The sequence below is a fragment of the Nostoc sp. MG11 genome (assembly GCF_014904695.1).
GTDB lineage: Bacteria > Cyanobacteriota > Cyanobacteriia > Cyanobacteriales > Nostocaceae > Komarekiella.
Genome location: NZ_JACXXN010000008.1, coordinates 217824 through 235517, shown reverse-complemented (window position 1 = coordinate 235517; position 17694 = coordinate 217824). Strand labels below are relative to the sequence as shown.

16 protein-coding genes are annotated in these 17694 nt (G+C 43.5%); 15 read left to right on the top strand and 1 reads right to left on the bottom strand.

The window, feature by feature from the left end; all coding sequences use genetic code 11:
- Positions 1 to 147: 147 nt before the first annotated feature.
- Entirely contained in the window at positions 148 to 1020 is an 873-nt protein-coding gene (gene aroF / locus HCR01_RS14905; RefSeq protein ID WP_193196939.1) for a 3-deoxy-7-phosphoheptulonate synthase, read from the bottom strand.
- Positions 1021 to 1643: 623 nt separating this feature from the next.
- Between aroF and HCR01_RS14900 the strand changes: the two genes are divergently transcribed.
- From HCR01_RS14900 to HCR01_RS14830, 15 genes are all read left to right on the top strand, one after another.
- Positions 1644 to 2138, top strand: a complete 495-nt coding sequence (locus tag HCR01_RS14900) for a hypothetical protein (protein ID WP_193196938.1) — start codon at positions 1644 to 1646, stop codon at positions 2136 to 2138.
- A 301-nt stretch (positions 2139 to 2439) separates the two neighbouring features.
- Complete coding sequence (locus tag HCR01_RS14895) at positions 2440 to 3138, top strand: pentapeptide repeat-containing protein (RefSeq protein WP_193196937.1); 699 nt, start codon at positions 2440 to 2442, stop codon at positions 3136 to 3138.
- Positions 3139 to 3670: 532 nt separating this feature from the next.
- Positions 3671 to 5536, top strand: a complete 1866-nt coding sequence (locus HCR01_RS14890; protein ID WP_193196936.1) for a fatty acyl-AMP ligase — start codon at positions 3671 to 3673, stop codon at positions 5534 to 5536.
- Positions 5537 to 5775: 239 nt separating this feature from the next.
- Positions 5776 to 6750, top strand: coding sequence for an acyl-CoA desaturase (locus HCR01_RS14885; RefSeq protein ID WP_193196935.1), 975 nt, complete (start codon positions 5776 to 5778; stop codon positions 6748 to 6750).
- 45 nt (positions 6751 to 6795) lie between these two features.
- The gene (locus HCR01_RS14880; protein ID WP_193196934.1) at positions 6796 to 7758 is read left to right on the top strand and encodes an acyl-CoA desaturase; all 963 of its coding nucleotides are present in this window, start codon (positions 6796 to 6798) and stop codon (positions 7756 to 7758) included.
- Positions 7759 to 7839: 81 nt separating this feature from the next.
- Positions 7840 to 8853: an acyl-CoA desaturase gene (locus HCR01_RS14875; RefSeq protein ID WP_226889347.1), complete on the top strand. Its 1014-nt coding sequence runs from the start codon at positions 7840 to 7842 to the stop codon at positions 8851 to 8853.
- 197 nt (positions 8854 to 9050) lie between these two features.
- Positions 9051 to 9353 carry an acyl carrier protein gene (locus tag HCR01_RS14870; RefSeq protein ID WP_193196933.1) on the top strand — a complete coding sequence of 101 codons (303 nt, stop codon included), beginning with the start codon at positions 9051 to 9053 and terminating at the stop codon, positions 9351 to 9353.
- A 70-nt stretch (positions 9354 to 9423) separates the two neighbouring features.
- Positions 9424 to 9741 (top strand): acyl carrier protein, encoded by a 318-nt coding sequence (locus HCR01_RS14865; protein ID WP_193196932.1) that lies wholly within the window; start codon positions 9424 to 9426, stop codon positions 9739 to 9741.
- Between the two features lie 124 nt (positions 9742 to 9865).
- A complete protein-coding gene (locus HCR01_RS14860; RefSeq protein WP_193196931.1) occupies positions 9866 to 10738 on the top strand; it encodes a class I SAM-dependent methyltransferase in 873 nt (290 codons plus the stop codon).
- A 268-nt stretch (positions 10739 to 11006) separates the two neighbouring features.
- Positions 11007 to 13487, top strand: coding sequence for a type I polyketide synthase (locus HCR01_RS14855; protein ID WP_193196930.1), 2481 nt, complete (start codon positions 11007 to 11009; stop codon positions 13485 to 13487).
- A 119-nt stretch (positions 13488 to 13606) separates the two neighbouring features.
- Positions 13607 to 15229, top strand: a complete 1623-nt coding sequence (locus HCR01_RS14850) for a GMC oxidoreductase (protein WP_193196929.1) — start codon at positions 13607 to 13609, stop codon at positions 15227 to 15229.
- Between the two features lie 200 nt (positions 15230 to 15429).
- On the top strand, positions 15430 to 16305 hold the full coding sequence (locus HCR01_RS14845) for a hypothetical protein (protein WP_226889346.1): 876 nt from the start codon (positions 15430 to 15432) through the stop codon (positions 16303 to 16305).
- Entirely contained in the window at positions 16215 to 16577 is a 363-nt protein-coding gene (locus HCR01_RS14840; protein WP_193196927.1) for a hypothetical protein, read from the top strand. The genes HCR01_RS14845 and HCR01_RS14840 overlap by 91 nt, the downstream gene beginning before the upstream one ends.
- Before the next feature lie 165 nt (positions 16578 to 16742).
- Positions 16743 to 17141: an MAPEG family protein gene (locus HCR01_RS14835; protein ID WP_193196926.1), complete on the top strand. Its 399-nt coding sequence runs from the start codon at positions 16743 to 16745 to the stop codon at positions 17139 to 17141.
- Between the two features lie 114 nt (positions 17142 to 17255).
- Positions 17256 to 17444, top strand: coding sequence for a hypothetical protein (locus HCR01_RS14830; protein ID WP_193196925.1), 189 nt, complete (start codon positions 17256 to 17258; stop codon positions 17442 to 17444).
- The last annotated feature ends 250 nt before the right edge of the window (positions 17445 to 17694 follow it).

The window sequence follows — 17694 nt, the reverse complement described above, 5'->3', positions numbered from 1 at the left end:
TTTTTAATTCAAAAAAGGTCAACAGATTTTAGATTTGCGATTCATGATCAGGCAGAACTTTAACAAGCAGGCTTCATAAATAAAAGCGATCGCTCTTTCGTAGTTGAGTGACTCAAATATTATCAAAGAAGCGATCGCCACCGATATTTAAGCAGCACAAAAAATCGGGGTGGGTTTGGAACCTGCCCCGATCGCTTGTGATACACTCCGCCCAACAGCTACCGCTATTGGCTTTAAACTATCAACTAGATGCACCATATCTTCTAAGGAAAGTGCTTGACGTGCATCAGAAACAGATTTTTCTGGCTCTGGATGACACTCAATAATTAATCCGTCTGCTCCGCAAGCCACCGCAGCTTTAGCCATCGGTGCTACCAGTTCCCGTTTACCTACGGCGTGGGAAGGATCTACAATTACAGGCAGGTGAGTTATTTGCTTGAGTGCTGCTACTGCTCCTAAATCCAGCACATTGCGTGTGTAATCATCGAAGCTACGGATACCCCTTTCACACAAAACCACATCAGGATTTCCATGACTGAGGATGTATTCAGCGGCCATCACGAATTCTTCAATTGTTGCTGCTAAACCACGCTTGAGCAGTATCGGCTTACCAGCTTGCCCTAAAGCTTTGAGCAAGTCGAAGTTTTGCATATTACGACTACCAACCTGAAGCATATCAGCATGGGCAGCAACTACTTCAATTTGAGAAATTGACATCACCTCGGTGACGACTGGGATTTGGTGATGCGATCGCACTCTAGCCAAAATTTTCAGTCCTTCCTCTCCCATACCTTGGAAGGCGTAAGGAGATGTACGGGGTTTGTAGACACCGCCACGCAACGCCTGCACAGATGCAGTAGTTAGCTTTTGGGCGACTGTCTCCATTTGCTCCAAGCTTTCAACAGTGCAGGGACCACCGATAATTACCAGTTCATTACCACCGAAAACAACTTTTTCTGAAAGTTTAACGATTGTTTGGTGGTTAGTATGAGATTGTGCAGCAAGTTTAGCGTTAATCATGGTTCCATTCTCCTTACAGTAAAAAAGACAGTAAAAAAGCCCGAAACCTTTGAGAAGTTCCGGGCGCGTTCTGATTCATCGACATGACGCTATCTACCCGGAACTTATTCTGGGCCAAAAGTAAAAGCTATAAAAATAGTTACTTAGATAGGTAATCACGATGAGATTATGCTCCTTAAAAAACAAAAACCGCAGAGTTTGCTCTGCGGTTCACTGGGCGGTTCCCATTAGGAAACTCAATTCACTCCCAGTGAACCACCCTAAACCAAAAATAAAAGTAAGAATTATTGCTGAACATTTGCGGGACGTTTGCTGACAAAAATCTAATTTACACCTTTATCCAGAAAATTAGCAGAAAGAGTCGGCGGTGTCAAGACCCCCACAACGCTCAAAAAAAGCGATAGACTCAGTACAACTGACTGTGGAAATCAAGACTAGTTGCTTGTTTGTATAGACTAAGAAGGCCGCTTGTCATTAGATCTTGCTAAAGTTACATAACTTTACCAAAATTGTTAGGTCATGGCTAATGCGTAATTGAATGATCCAAAATGAATGCTAAAAATTCATCATTCTTACTCAAGTCCTCATTGACCCGATCAAGTTTTTAGGATCACCAGTTGATTATGCCCAGTTCCAAAATCTTAGCCACGTCTTTCGACTATCACGGAGTTTACCCCTGCCCAGTCTGTCGGATAGGTAAGATTTCTCATATGCCGTTGATGGAGGCTATGGCTTGTGACTTTTGCCAAGAAATTTTTACTGTCAACCTAGAACTAGAGCAAATCAAGATGCCTTCTCGGCAACCTCCCTTAATTTGGCGTTGGAATGGTTTCGGTTGGACAGAAGCGCAGTTGGAAGGTGTGGAGTTAGGCTGGGGCTATGGATTAGCCTCTGCTGCTTTTGTAATTCTTCCTACAACTATAATTGGCACAGTTGCTTACTATTTTCCGCCTACTCCACAAGCGCCCATTAGCTGGATGCCATATATTTGGACGGTATTAACTTTCTTGTCGCATTTATCAATTATTGTTTGGATTTTTATTGAGGTCTATCAAGTTCCAGTTGCAGCTTATTTGAGAGCTATAAGTCGATGGAGAAATGAAGTTCTGGGCAGATAGCGTAAAAGGGATTGGTTATTTGTCATTTGTACTGAGCGTACCCCTACGCTTAAGCAAGCTACGCGTAGCGTCTCGTAGAGAAGTATTGGTCATTTGTCATTTGTAATAGGCTATGCCTTGCTTTTTTTACCAGTTATATCAAGTTCGGAGAATCACTTTATATTAACACTGCGAGCTATTAGAGCTATTAGGTAATATTCCAATTCTCCATTCCCCATAAGATAGAGGCAAGTAAACAGAGTTTATTAATACCTTAGACTTAGAGCCTCAATAGTCCCTGAACACCCTAGAAACTATAGAAATGAAAAATTTTATATCGATTGCTTTAAATAGCTGGTTCAAAGAGCAGAAACAATCAGTATTGTTATTTGATTCAATTACTGCTGCGGATGAAATTGCCTTGATGCTTAACGGTCAGTGGGATGGCTGCAATGGTGTAATCATGACCAAGTGTGATGAGGTAGCTATTAATACTGCTGCCCAACTATTAGAAGCAGCATGGTGTTACCAAGGTGATTCAAAAGCAGTTTTAGAGAGATTGACAAACGATGAACTTTTGCGCCGCTATGCAATGGGAGAAAGAAATTTTATTAATGCTAATTTGAGATGTACAGTGCTTGCATCAATGAACCTGAGTAAGATTAACCTAAGTTATACCAAGTTGAGTTCGGCTAACCTAAATCAAGTCAACCTGACTCAAGCTGATTTAACCGCAGCAGACCTCAATGAAGCTAATTTAAGTGGAGCCGACCTAAGTAAGGCATTTTTAGTAAGAGCAAACCTAACTAAGGCAAACCTACAACTAGCAGACCTGAAGGGGGCTAACCTCAGTATGGCTAACTTAAGTGGAGTTAACCTAACTGATGCAGACCTGAGAGGAGCCAATTTAGCGCTAGCAGATTTAAGAGGGGTAAATTTTCACTTTTGTGACTTGACTGGCGCTAATCTGACAGGTGCTAAGTTTTTTGAAAGTGAATTGGCTTTTGCGAAGCAACGATAACCTATGGCAGGTAACTATTAACAGGCTTGAAAGTCTCTTTTTGTCAGGTTTTTATGAGTAGTTTCTGTCCTAAACTACCTGGCGACAGCTATGAAAATACAGCAGATTTCAGTCAGGTACATGAAGTACATAAATAAAACGCGAAACCCTGTAGAGACGTTACATCTACGGTCTCTACGTATGATCTATGAAAATGCCAACTGCTGTAACTTTTTAGGGTACGAGAGAGAATTCACTTAAGATTACGTTACAAGTTTACCAAAATTATACGTTTTCTATACATAATTAATATACATATTCAGCATTATTTCTATTGACAAAATAATAAATATTTCGTGAGGATCACAAATGATAGTACCTTACGCAGTAAATTAAGGTTCTACTAACCACAAGATGACCAAATTACGTAGTTTCACTAGGGTTGGTTTGTAAATTGCCTAACTCATCCTTTTGTGAAGTTTTGTTATTGACTGCATAACTTTTGCTTTTCAAATTGAAGTGTAAGTAACACACAGTTTTTCTATTTGAGTTAATGCTAGAGAACCTTATACCAAGTATCTCCCGGCAACATCTGCATAGATTTCCTACGTTAACTGCTCTTTTACGTCACAGAGCACTACACCAGCCAGATCAAATTGCTTTTATTTTTTTGCAAGACGAAGAGACAGAATCAGCTCGCCTAACTTATCGAGAGTTAGATCAACAGGCTCAGGCGATCGCTGTCCAATTACAATCAATTAAAGCAAGTGGTGAACGCGCCTTACTGCTGTATCCACCAGGACTGGATTACATAGCCGCCTTTTTCGGATGTTTGTATGCCAATGTAGTGGCTGTTCCGGCTTATCCACCCCGGCGCAATCAGAAAATGTCTAGGCTGATGGCGATCGTTAGAGATGCTCAGGCTACAGTAGCACTGACTACCACACCTGTGTTGACCAACTTAAAAGACAGATTTTCTGAAACTCCAGAATTGGCTTCACTGCGTTGGTTGTCAACCGATAATCCCAGCGAACAAACGTTAGACTGGCAAGAACCAAAAGTTAGCAGCGATACGCTGGCATTTCTGCAATACACTTCAGGTTCAACAGGAATACCCAAGGGTGTAATGGTTACTCATGGCAACCTGCTGCATAATTCAGAATTAATCTATAACTCTTTTGAGCATACATCCAAGAGTTGGGGATTAATTTGGTTGCCACCTTACCACGACATGGGATTGATTGGCGGAGTGTTACAGCCACTCTACGGGGGTTTCCCAGTAACATTTATGTCACCCGCAGCCTTTCTTCAAAAACCGATTCGTTGGCTAAATGCGATTACCCGCTATAAAGCGACTACCAGCGGCGGCCCCAACTTTGCTTACGAATTATGTGTTCAAAAGATTACGCCAGAACAACGAGAAAATCTTGATTTGAGCAGTTGGCAAGTAGCTTTCAATGGTGCTGAGCCGATTCGTCCAGATACACTAGATCGGTTTACAGCAACTTTTGAGCCTTGTGGTTTCCGCCGAGAAGCATTTTACCCCTGCTATGGGATGGCTGAGACAACACTCATTGTTACCGGGGGTTTAAAAAAAGCCGCTCCTGTTATCTGCTCTGTTAAAAAGGAAGATATTGAGCAAAACCAAGTGGTAGTAGCGACTCCTGAAAAAGAAGAGGTCAGACAAATTGTCGGCTGCGGACAAGAATTGTCTAACCAAGTTTTGATTGTTGACCCTGAATCCTTAACTCGCTGTGCGTCTGATCAAGTTGGGGAAATTTGGGTATCAGGTTTGAGTGTTGCTCAAGGCTATTGGAATCGACCAGTGGAAACACAAAAAGCTTTCAACACTTTCCTCGCTGACACTGGAGAGGGCCCGTTTCTGCGTACAGGAGACTTAGGGTTTTTACGGAATGGTGAGTTATTTGTTACCGGACGAATCAAAGATGTGATTATTATCCGGGGTCGCAACCATTATCCTCACGATATTGAACTAACAGTAGAACAAAGTAACCCAGTACTAAAACCAAGTTCTGGTGCGGTGTTTACTGTGGAAGTAGAAGGTAAAGAGCGATTAGTTATTGTTCAGGAAGTAGAGCGAAATTATCTCCGAAAACTGGATGTGAACAAAGTAGTTGGAGATATTCGTCAAGCGGTGGCGACAGAACATGAACAGCAAGTCTATGCTGCGGTATTAGTGAAGACTGGAAGTATTCCCAAAACTTCGAGTGGTAAGATTCAGCGCCACGCTTGTCGAGCTGCTTTCTTAACTGGAAGCTTGGATGTAGTGGAAGATTGGAGCGAGAATCCTCAGAGCAAAACAAAGTTTGTGCATTTGAATGCTGAAGTTGATTCTCTGTTGCAGCAATTGCAGACTTCTAAGGTTCAAGGTGACACAAAGTCTATCAAAGTAGACTGATAAAGGGCATTGTTGAGTGAAAATATGAATTTGTCTCACGCACAGACGCAGCGAAAAGTTCTGTTCGCGTAGCGTCTCCGTCAGGAGAAGGAGGGTTAGCCCGACCTAGGAAACTTTTCAAGACAGAAACGCAGAGAATGAGAGTTTGAATTCTCGCATGGTACTTCACAACAGCTTTACCCAGAGTATCTTCAGTCCCTCAAGAGATTTATAAGTCAAAAATAATCAGGAAAGACAAAATGTCAATGCAGCTTGATCGTGCCATACCAGCCGAACTGCTGGTAAATCCTAGTGCCAAAAAGAGTATCACCATTAAGAGTGATTACCTAAGAACACCGCAACGGCTTCATGCTTTAGCTCTTTTGTGGATTCCTTTAGTGGGTTCAGTAGCCGCATTAGCGATCGCCTTTTACTCAGGGATAGGTGCAGTGGAAATAGGATTGTTAGTGAGCATGTATATCTTGACCTTGGTAGGAATTACCGTAGGTTTTCATCGACACTTTGCACACACTGCTTTTCAGACTAGTACTGCTGTCCGAGTTATCTTAGCTATTTTGGGATCTATGGCTTGTGAGGGGCCAATAACTTATTGGGTGAGCAACCATAGACGACACCACCAATATAGCGATCGCCCTGGAGATCCTCATTCCCCATTTTTCCAAGAAAGTGAATCTCTAGGCGGGTTGCGAGGGCTATGGCATTCACATATTGGTTGGATGTTTAAGCACGAAATCACCAATACTTTCCTATTTACTAAAGACTTGCTTCGTGACCCTGTTATTTCTAAGGTCAACCAGCTTTACTACGTTTGGGCCTTGCTGGGTCTGGCTATACCCACCATTTTGGGAGGAATTCTCACAGGGACGATTATGGGTGCAATATTGGGATTTCTCTGGGGTGGTTGTGTTCGGCTATTCCTCATATTTCACTTTACCAGCAGTATTAACTCCATCACTCATCTATGCGGTAGCCGTCCTTTTGATACCAAAGAACATAGTAGAAACAACATTTGGCTAGCTATCCCCACAGGTGGAGAAGCCTGGCACAACAACCACCACGCTTTTTCTAACTCAGCACTTTTTGGATTGAAATGGTGGCAAATAGATTTTGGTTTCTACGTGATTTGGGTATTAGAAAAAGTTGGCTTGGTTTGGGATGTCAAGAAGCCTACAGCTCAGATGATTGAGTCTAAACTCAAGGCTAAAAACAATTAGTAACTAGATCGTTCTCATCTTTCTGAATGGAGTTAACAACAAATCATGACCACTCAAACAGTAAAAGTCTGGCGCAAGAAAAGCAAAACTATAGAGAATCAAAGCCTACAAAATCTCCAAAGACGTTTTGCTCTAGGTACTGTCTTAGTCCCCACCATCGGATTTGTCGCTGCTATTGCCCTACTTTGGTTTACAGGTATTAGTTCAGTAGAAATCGGTTTGTTTTTGGGCATGTACATCATAACTGTTGGTGCGACTGAAGTGGGTTTTCATCGACACTTTGCCCATAGATCCTTTGAGGCTAAATCAGCAGTCCGAGCAATCCTGGCAATCCTGGGGTCGATGGCGGGTCAAGGGCCAGTCATTTATTGGGCAGCTACCCATCGCCACCATCACCAGCACAGCGACCTGCCTGAAGATCCTCATTCACCTTATATTCACGAAGGTAAGCAATTAGGTTGGTGGCATGGTTTATGGCATTCTCACATTGGCTGGTTCTTCAGCAGCAAGATGACAAATGCCGTGTTCTTTGCCAAAGACTTAATTCAAGATCCTCTAATTGTCAAGATTAGTCAGTTGTATTTAGTGTGGATCATCATCGGTCTTGCTATCCCCGCTGTTTTAGGAGGAATTATCACCTGGACATGGTTAGGAGCCTTGAAAGGGTTATTGTGGGGGGGCTTCGTGCGGATGTTTGTAGGACAGCACGCCACTTGGAGTATTGGCTCAATCGCCCACATTTGGGGTAACCGTGCCTTTGATACCCGCGAACATAGCAGAAACAACTTCTTACTGACCATACCTACCTTGGGCGGAGGATGGCACAACAACCATCATGCCTTTCCTAACTCTGCGATCGCTGGTTTGGAATGGTGGCAAATTGATCCAACTGGCTGGACAATTCAGGCGCTAGAAAAGCTGGGCTTAGCCTGGGATGTCAAAAGACCTACACAACGTTTGATTAATGCCAGAAAGAAGAACCCGTCTGAATCTTCAGTAGACTTGTAACCTCACAGCTTGCAGCAATTTAAAGGGCGTCTCGCCCGCCCTTTCCACAAATACAACAAGTAAAAACCAAAAAGGTGAAAAATGGAAGTTTTGAATTCGCAAATACCTGAAATGTCTATGGTTGCAAGTGCTGACAATTCTTATGCAGAAACGGATACACAAGCTCCAACCAAGGTTAAGAGACAGAAAAAAACTGTAACGAGTAGCTACCTAAAAACTTTACAGCAGATTCATGCTCTGACAGTTGGCTTGGTATCTTGTCTAGGATTTGTGATTGCAGTAGCGCTATTGCTGGCAGGAAATACCCTCAGCCCCATCGAGATTGGAACTTATTTGGCGCTGACAGTTGTCATTGGCATCGGTACTACAGCCGGATTTCATCGACACTTTACCCATAAAAGCTTTCAAGCAGCAATGCCCGTGCGGGTTGTCCTTGCCGTCTTGGGATCGATGGCTGCACAGGGGCCGTTAATTTTTTGGGTAGCATTGCATCGATTGCATCATGAACATAGCGATCGCCCTGGCGACCCTCATTCACCCCATTTTCATGGAAAAGGTTTTTTTGGGATGCTGCGAGGACTATGGCACGCACATTTCGCCTGGACAATCGATTATGATGCCCCCAATGCAACTTACTACGCCAACGATTTATTACGAGATAAAGTCCTCTCAAAAGTCAGCCAGATGTACTTTCTCTGGGTATTCCTGGGTTTTTTGATTCCCACAGTTGCGGGGGGTTTCCTTAGAGGTTCTTGGACAGGTGCTTTCTACGGTTTTCTTTGGGGTGGACTGGTAAGACTTTTCTTCTGGCACAACATGGTTTGGTGTATTACCTCAGTTGCACACGTCTTTGGTAGTCGTCCCCTCGAAAGCCATGACATGAGTACAAACAACTTTCTGTTAGCTATCCCCACATTAGGCGAATCCTGGCACAACAATCACCACGCTTTCCCCAACTCAGCAATGGCAGGGTTGAAGTGGTGGCAAATTGATCCAAGTGGCTGGGTAATTCGCGCACTGGAAAAACTGGGCTTAGTCTGGGATGTCAAGACGCCGACAGCACGCATGATGGAAGCAAAAACCAGAACTGCCTAACTCAACAGCTAAGCGATCGCATATCTATCCCAAGTAGAAAGCATAGAAATTAAATGCGCGATCGCTTAACAAATCTCTCTAAATGCATATCTCTAAATGCATAAAAGTTACAAGATTAACTGATTAATAACTAAAGAAAGCAATTCAAATCCTGAATGCAGATTTAGTGCAATAACACCCCAAAGGAGATTTTCATAATGGCTATCCAACACGTATCTACAACTTCACTACCTGACAACGCTACACCAGATGCAGGTAAACAACCCCTAACCAACGCAGAGATTCAAACATGGTTGATTTCTTATCTATCTGAACTACTAGAAATCGACCAATCTGAAATTGATGTCAACGTTCCCTTTGAGCGCTACGGTTTGGACTCCTCAGCCGCCATTGGTTTGACCGGTGACTTAGAAAACTTACTGGGATACGAATTAGAACCAACCATCTTGTACGATTACCCAACTATTGAAGTTTTATCTAAGCAGTTAGTGGCAGCCTGAACTAACTTATAAATCAATCCCAACAATCAGATTCATTAGTAATTATTTTGTCATCAATTAAGGTAACACTATGACCACTCTAACCACCCCCTCTACAACTTCACTACCTGACAACGCTACACCAGATGCAGGTAAACAACCCCTAACCAACGCAGAGATTCAAACATGGTTGATTTCTTATCTATCTGAACTACTAGAAATCGACCAATCTGAAATTGATGTCAACGTTCCCTTTGAGCGCTACGGTTTGGACTCCTCAGCCGCCATTGGTTTGACCGGTGACTTAGAAAACTTACTGGGATACGAATTAGAACCAACCATCTTGTACGATTACCCAACTATTGAAGTTTTATCTGAGCAGTTAGTGGCAGATCGAACTAACTCATAAATCATACTCTCTGCGCCTCCGCGCCTCTGCGTGTTAGCGTAGCGGGGCGTAGCCCGATAAATCATCCCGCTTTTCCCACAATCAGATTAATTCGCAATATTTTGTCATCAATTGAGGTAACACTGTGACCACTTTAACAACTCAGAATCCCGGTGCATCAGCAGAGGCAATTCAGCATCACTACGACGTAAGTAATGAGTTTTACAGACTTTGGCTCGATTCTACCAACACTTATTCAGCTGCGCTTTGGGAAGATAATGACACATTAGAGTTAGCGCAAATTAGAAAACTTGACTATCATATCAATCAAGCTAGAGCTAGCAATGCTAAACGAGTTTTAGATGTGGGCTGCGGCTGGGGTTCTACACTCAAGCGCTTAGTGGAAGTACATGGTGTTCAGCAAGCTGTAGGTTTAACTTTAAGCAATAGCCAAGCAGAGTGGATTTCGTCATTCAATCAGCCACAAATTGATGCCAGAGTTGAAAGCTGGTCAGACCATGTTCCCACAGCACCTTACGATGCAATTATTTCCATTGGTGCATTTGAACACTTTGCCCAGTTGAATCTTTCTCAAGATGAGAAAATAGCAGGTTATCGGGCATTCTTCCAGCGATGTCATGAGTGGCTGCAACCAGGGGGTTGTATATCGCTCCAAAGCATTTCTTATGAAAATTCCCGCCGTGAAGACTTCAGTCAGTTTTATGCTACTGAGATTTTCCCAGAATCAGACTTACCTCGTTTAGCAGACATTGCCACAGCAAGTGAGAGACTTTTTGAGGTTGTGGCGCTGAGAAATGACCGCGAACACTACGCACGTACACTGAGAGCTTGGCAAAAGGGACTGAAAGCAAACCGCGTAGCAGCGGTCAATCTGGTTGGTGAAGAAGTAGTCAGCCGCTATGAAAAATACCTGAAATTTTCGATCATCGGTTTCCATGTGGGGACAATGGGACTATTACGAGTTACACTGCGACGCATAGATAACCCTCGTGATTAATTAGTCAATTTGTCAAATTTGATTTGATAGGTTCATAGTGAGCGCTTCAGCGTTCAAGAAGGACTAAAGTCCTTACCCTTCGGGTTCGTTAGTCGCTCATGGGGGAAACCCCCAAGACCCTTCGGGTTCGCCAGTTGCCTGCGGAGGGAAACCCTCCCGCAGCACTGGACTCACCGCGCTAACTCACTACGAACTTGTTTATCCATCAATTTAAACTTGACGCACTACTACTAGAAATACGAGCAATTAAATAAGTAGAGATATTGAAATGGAACCCATAGCTATTATTGGTATTGGCTGTCGGTTTCCCGGTGCTGAGAACCCAGAGTCATTCTGGAATCTTCTGCGGTCTGGTGGGGACGCCATCACTGAGGTGCCTTCAGACAGATGGGATATCGATGCTTTCTATGATCCAAATCCAGGTATACCAGGCAAAATGAGCACCCGCTGGGGTGGTTTTCTAAATCAAGTAGATCAATTCGATCCAGGTTTCTTTGGAATTTTGCCACGCAGAGCCAAGTTAATAGACCCCCAGCATAGATTGGTATTAGAAGTTGCTTGGGAAGCTCTAGAAGATGCTGGAGTAGTACCAGCAAAGCTGGCTGGTAGCAAGACAGGAGTATTTATCGCTATCAGCCATAATGATTACGACAGGATTATATGCAAGGATATCTCCCGCGTTAACGCTCACCACGGCCCCAGCACTTATCATTGCATTGCTGCCAATCGCCTGTCTCATGTGTTAGACCTACGAGGCCCAAGTATGGCTGTAGATACTGCTTGTTCTTCGTCACTGGTCGCAGTACATTTGGCCTGCCAGAGCTTACGGACTGGAGAGTCTCAGATGGCGCTAGTTGGTGGCGTGAGTTTGATTCTATCCCCGGAGGAAACGATCGCTTCCTCTCATGCGCGTGTTATGGCTCCAGATGGTCGCTGCAAGACTTTTGACGCTAGTACTAACGGTTATGTTAGGGGTGAGGGTTGTGGTGTAGTTGTTCTCAAGCGCCTTGCTGATGCTGTTAGGGACAAAGATAATGTTCTGGCTGTGATTAAAGGCTCAGCAGTTAACCAAAATGGTCTTGGTAATGGACTGACAGCATTCAATGGCCCGGCTCAGCAAGCAGTAATTTCTCAAGCTTTGGAAAATGCTGAAGTCGCACCTGCCGAAATCAGCTATGTTGAGGTTCACGGTACTGGCACTCCTTTAGGAGATCCCATCGAGGCTAATGCTTTAAAAACAGTGCTGATGCGAGATCGTTCACCAGATCAGCCTTGTTGGATTGGCTCAGTTAAGACGAATATCGGCTATCTGGAATCGGCTTCCGCAATGGCTAGCTTGATTAAAGTGGTTCTCTCACTCAAACATCAAGAGATTCCAGCGCACCTACACCTGAAAAATCTAAATCCCCGCATTTCTTTGACAGGGACTCCGATTTCTATCCCCACCGAGTGTCAACCCTGGCCTGTTGATACAGCACCCCGTCGAGCCGGAATTAGCGCTTTTGGTTTTGGTGGTACTAATAGCCATTTGATTCTGGAAGAAGCGCCCGTTTTGCCTACGGCAATTAGTGATAACAAACGCCCCGTACACTTGTTAACTCTGTCTGCAAAAAGTGAAAAGGCACTGCGGGAACTCGCAACCCGTTATGAAACCTATTTGCAGTCTCACACTGAAGCAGCTTTAGAAGATGTTTGTTTTACTGCTAATGCAGGGCGATCGCATTTTCCCTATCGTCTCGCTGTGGTAACACAGTCTACCACGCAACTGCGTGAGCAACTAAGTGCTTTTATTGCAGGAAGGGAGGCTGTAGGATTAGCCAGCAGTCAGGGACAAACCCCCAAGAGTCGAAAGATAGCATTTTTATTCAGCGGTCAGAATTCAGAGTATGTCAATATAGGACGACAGTTATACAGGACTCAGCTTGTCTTCCGTCGAACCCTAGATCGTTGCGATGAAATTCTGCGTCCTTATTTAGAAAAGTCTCTCCTGGAAGTTCTTTATCCTGTATCTGGTCAAACTTCTTCTCTAAGTGAAAATATTTATAACCAACCAGCTTTATTTGCCTTAGAGTATGCATTAGCGAAATTATGGCAGTCGTGGGGTATAAAACCTTCATCTGTCATGGGTTACGCTGTTGGGGAATATGTCGCTGCTTGCATTGCTGGGGTTTTCAGCTTGGAAGATGGACTAAAGTTAATTACCGCAAGAGCTGGTTTGATGCACATACCTTTGGCGCAGGTAGCAGCAACAATTGAATCTGCCGTTAATGGTTGCAAAAGTGCAACTGCCACTTTGCCAACTTTAACAAGCGAAACGCGATATACATTTGAGCAAATTGCCCAAGCAGTAACTTACTCAACCCCCAGCATAGACTTAGTTTCCAGTCTTACTGGCAAGTTGGTTACAGATGAGATTGCTACCCCCGATTATTGGTTAAATCATTTGCAACAGTCAGAGAGATTTGCATCTGGATTGGAAATCGGCTCTGAGCCAGAGATTGAAGAAAATGGTCAATACGGCTCGTCAGATGACTTAGAACTGCAACTTCCCGGTCTGTGTCAAGGACAGTCAGATTGGCAACAAACGCTCGAAAGTTTACGGGAATTATACTTACTTGGTGCATCGGTAGACTGGTCGAACTTTGACCGAGACTATCCATATCGCCGTCTCCAATTGCCGACTTATCCATTCCAGCGCCAGCGTTGTTGGATTGAAGCAACTGATAGTGCTACTGAGTTGTCTCGCTAAGTCTGCAATCTTTTGATACCAAAATATTTACGAACAGATAAAATTGTCATTAAGTTCTAATTAATAACAATTTTATCTGGTATAAACAAGAGAATAATTACCAGGTGTGTGTGAAATTCATGCTTGATAAAAAGCCATACGGACGGCGCAATTTTTTGCAAAATGCCGCCCTGTTTTCTGCTGGGTTAATGACTTCATTAGGCACAGCTAATTTAGCTAGAGCTAGTGATGAGTCTGTGGATGCTTTAGTGATTGGGAGTGGTTTTGGTGGTGCTGTTGCAGCTTTGCGTTTAGGGCAAGCTGGTATCAAAACACTACTTATAGAACGTGGTCGTCGTTGGCCGATTACACCTCAACAAAACACCTTTGCGACATTTCGTCAACCTGATGGTCGGGCTGCGTGGCTGAGTCCGGTAACTTTTTTTGGCGATCGCGTACCTATCTACACAGGCGTTCTAGAGACTAAAATCGAAAACGGCATTGCTGTACTGTGTGGGGCTGGCGTTGGCGGTGGCTCCTTAGTCTATAACGGCTATACTTACCAACCTCCCCGCGAACTCTTCTACCGTGTCTTTCCTAAAGAGATTGACTACGACCAGATGGATCGAGTTTATTATCCTCGTGTCCGTTCTGTTCTCAAGCCAGCAATAGTTCCTCAAGATATTTTGGCTAGTAGCTACTACTTGTCAACGCGATTGTTTCTTAAACAAGGAGCAGATGCCGGATTACCCAGTCGTTTGTTAGATGTAGCTATAGATTGGGATGTGATTCGGCAAGAAATCCAAGGAACTAAAGTTCCTGGCGCTATTATTGGCGAACACTGGTACGGCATCAATAGTGGAGCAAAAAATAGTCTAGATCGTAATTATCTAGCTCAGGCTGAGCAAACTGGAAATGTAGAGATTCTGCCTTTACATCTAGCAACAACAATCTCGGAAGTTCCTGGACATGGTTATCGAGTCTCTTGCAACCAAATTAATGAGTATGGAGAAATTATTGCTAGTAAAACTATCACTTGTCGATATCTATTTTTAGCAGCTGGTTCTATGGGAACCTCCGCGCTTCTAGTTAAAGCCAAGGCTACAGGAACCCTACCCCGTTTAAATAACTACATTGGTCTAGAGTGGGGAACTAACGGAGATGCTTTAGCTGGTCGTTCAGGTCTACCAAAACCGACCAACCCAGGACAAGGAGGGCCGGGAACTTCAGTTATTGAGTACTTCGACAACCCCTTCGGCCCCATCGCTATCCAATTAGCCCCCACATGGAACGCTCCTGATGGATTCTTGCGAACCGTTAGCTTTGCAATCCCTTCTGTTAAAGGCAAATTTAACTACGATTACACAACAGGTTCAGTCAAACTTAACTGGCCAGATAGTGGTAATGGCACAGGAGATCCGAAAGTCCTACAACTAACGAAATTTGCATTCAAATTATTAGATCGAAAAAATGCAATTTCGAGTTTCCAGCCACAAACAGATGTAGCACTGGGTAGTCACAGTTATCAAAAAAATCCAGTTAAAAGTGGAGCTATTTTCACTCTGACTGCTCATCCTCTAGGTGGAGCCGTTTTAGGAAAAGCCTGCGATTTATACGGTCGAGTTTCTGGCTATCAAAGACTGTATGTAGTTGATAGCGCACTCATCCCCGGCTCAACAGGTTGCACAAACCCCTCTTTTACCATTGCAGCCTTAGCAGAGCGCTGCTTAGAACGGATTTTGGCAGAAGATATTCTTAAATAACTAGTAGTCCACCACATCAACTTTGATGGATGAATAAGTTCGTAGTGAGGACTTTATTTCTTGGTCTGAGCGCTGAAGCGCTCACTACAAACCTAGTTTGAAATATTCTGCTTTTGGGATTGCCTTTAACTAAACTTATTTAGCAAGAAGCTACAAAAATGTTAAGAAAACGCTGCAATCAGTTTTTCAAAAGACAATATATGCTGGTGACGACAGTCGCCATCTCTTTAACCATAGCAATTACAGCCAGACCAGCTAAGTCTGCTGTTGTAGCTCTCAGTGATGACAATTCGATAGTTGCATTTGACCCCGATAAATCAGATAATCCAGCAAATAATGGTCTAATTTTGTGGACTGTTGATGATGTAAATCAATTGTTCCAGAACCAATTCTGGTATCGTATTGGCTCTCAAAGTAGAGAAAATTCGCTCAATACGCTCAATTTGATTCGCCTCGAACAATCTCAACCAGCTGATAAGCAACTCTCTGTGGCATACGCTGGTACTGGCTTTGAAGTGGCGCTTGATTTGACGTTGGATGGTGGTGCTATGGGTAGTGGTAGCTCTAACTTATTTGAAAATATCAGGATTAAAAATACTGGTTCTGAGCAGTTAGATTTCCACCTCTTTAACTACACTGACTTTGATCTGAATGAAAGCGGTCAGCAGGACACAATCAAAATAGGTAGTAATAAAGCTCTACAGTCTGATACATTTACCTGGGCAACCGAAGTTATTGACCCCGTAGCAAGTTATTATCAGGTGTCTCCTTTTTCTCAAATCCTAGAGGCATTGGAAGACGATGTTCCCACTACCTTAAATAATTTTCCTGGGCCATTGATTGGTGAAAATAGTTATGCTTTCCAGTGGGATTTTAAGCTTGAGCCAGAAAAATCCTTCTCAATCAAAAACTACAAATCTATCAAACCGGTTCCTGAGCCGACAATGATCCCAGGCTTGGTAGTTTTTGGTAGTTTTATGTGGTTGTGGCGATCGCGATTCCGGCTTATCCACCCCGGCCTAATCAATCGCTTTCTAGACTTCAGGCGATCGTTACCGATAGTCAAGCAAAAGTAGCCCTCACCACCACACTTCTATCAGCATACTTACAAGGTCGCTTTGCTGAAAATCCTTTATATCCTCTCTTGCCTTTCTTTGTTAAAAGATGGACTGAAAAACAACTCACCATTACTGAAATATATCAGCAATCTAGAAGAATGCAGATTAGCTGCCAAGAAACACTGGCTGCACTTGCAAACACTGACATTGTATGTCCTCCCGTAGAGAGTAATTTGCTGAATACCTATCTTTCCTACTTTAAATGTAGTGGTTTTTTGACTACACCATAGTTGTAATATTATGTGTTGTGTTGCAAAAACTTATTGTTTAATGAATCTGGGATTTTGCACTCCTCATAATAACCGCCATAGGTTTATAACCTATGGCTAATAGCTCAAGTCGTCTAAAAACGACTATTAAAGCATCTGACGTTTTTTCAATTAGGAGTTTACGGCATGTCACCTGGGACTAGTTTGATAACTGTATTAGCTTTAATTGTTTACTTTGGTATTACAGTCAATGTATCTAGAACTAGAGTAAAATTTAAGATTCTGGCTCCTCAGATATCAGGCAACCCTTACTTCGAGCGATCGCTGCGTATCCAGCAAAATACTGTAGAGCAACTAATCCTATTTTTGCCTAGCCTCTGGTTATTCTCTTCATTTGTATCCCCAGTCTGGGCAAACGTACTTGGCATAGTTTGGATCATAAGTCGCATTGTATACGCTTTTGGTTACTATCAAGCTCCTGAAAAACGGACTGTTGGTTTTGCGATTAGTGCGCTGATGATCATAATACTGCTTATAGGTTCTTTAGTGGGGATAATTCTAACCCTAGTGAAAACTGGATTCTAGTGTAATTCGTAATTCGTAATCGGCTATATTTTTTGCAAAAGTTGTCTAAATGAGCCAGAACTGTGGTATTGCACACAAAATAGGCATTCAAAAGTCAACAATCCAGAAAAAACCTTGACCCTTGAACGCCAGTCGCCTCAAGTCAAGCCACTGCCTTGCGGGGGTTCCCCCCGTTGTGGCAAGTGGCGCGGGAAACCCTTGACGCTCCTACGTCGCTACCACTGCGCTAACGGCAGTTCCTCCTGGGGGACTCGGGGCCCCCACGGAGTGGGGATTGGGGGAGAACCCCCAGACGCTCGATGACTCGCTACCGCTTCTCTACGAGACGCTGCGCGAACGCTATCGCCCTACAGCCCTTTGGGCATCCTACGGCGGGCGTCTCCCCTTGGGAGAAGACCGGACTGTCTCACCACGGCGCTGGCTCCCCTTGACCCTCCAATTGCATAAATCCTGATTATTTGTCATTTGCCGCCATAAGCTTGTACAATATTTTTTTGGGCGTTCTCCTCCATACAACTTCTCCATAGATTAGTTGCTATGCAGTGGCTCAATA

Excerpts from the sequence above, each read along its gene's own strand:
- aroF (WP_193196939.1), bottom strand. The coding sequence starts at position 1,020 with ATGATTAACGCTAAACTTGCTGCACAATCTCATACTAACCACCAAACA.
- HCR01_RS14900 (WP_193196938.1), top strand. The coding sequence starts at position 1,644 with ATGCCCAGTTCCAAAATCTTAGCCACGTCTTTCGACTATCACGGAGTT.
- HCR01_RS14895 (WP_193196937.1), top strand. The coding sequence starts at position 2,440 with ATGAAAAATTTTATATCGATTGCTTTAAATAGCTGGTTCAAAGAGCAG.
- HCR01_RS14890 (WP_193196936.1), top strand. The coding sequence starts at position 3,671 with ATGCTAGAGAACCTTATACCAAGTATCTCCCGGCAACATCTGCATAGA.
- HCR01_RS14885 (WP_193196935.1), top strand. The coding sequence starts at position 5,776 with ATGTCAATGCAGCTTGATCGTGCCATACCAGCCGAACTGCTGGTAAAT.
- HCR01_RS14880 (WP_193196934.1), top strand. The coding sequence starts at position 6,796 with ATGACCACTCAAACAGTAAAAGTCTGGCGCAAGAAAAGCAAAACTATA.
- HCR01_RS14875 (WP_226889347.1), top strand. The coding sequence starts at position 7,840 with ATGGAAGTTTTGAATTCGCAAATACCTGAAATGTCTATGGTTGCAAGT.
- HCR01_RS14870 (WP_193196933.1), top strand. The coding sequence starts at position 9,051 with ATGGCTATCCAACACGTATCTACAACTTCACTACCTGACAACGCTACA.
- HCR01_RS14865 (WP_193196932.1), top strand. The coding sequence starts at position 9,424 with ATGACCACTCTAACCACCCCCTCTACAACTTCACTACCTGACAACGCT.
- HCR01_RS14855 (WP_193196930.1), top strand. The coding sequence starts at position 11,007 with ATGGAACCCATAGCTATTATTGGTATTGGCTGTCGGTTTCCCGGTGCT.
- HCR01_RS14850 (WP_193196929.1), top strand. The coding sequence starts at position 13,607 with ATGCTTGATAAAAAGCCATACGGACGGCGCAATTTTTTGCAAAATGCC.
- HCR01_RS14845 (WP_226889346.1), top strand. The coding sequence starts at position 15,430 with ATGCTGGTGACGACAGTCGCCATCTCTTTAACCATAGCAATTACAGCC.
- HCR01_RS14835 (WP_193196926.1), top strand. The coding sequence starts at position 16,743 with ATGTCACCTGGGACTAGTTTGATAACTGTATTAGCTTTAATTGTTTAC.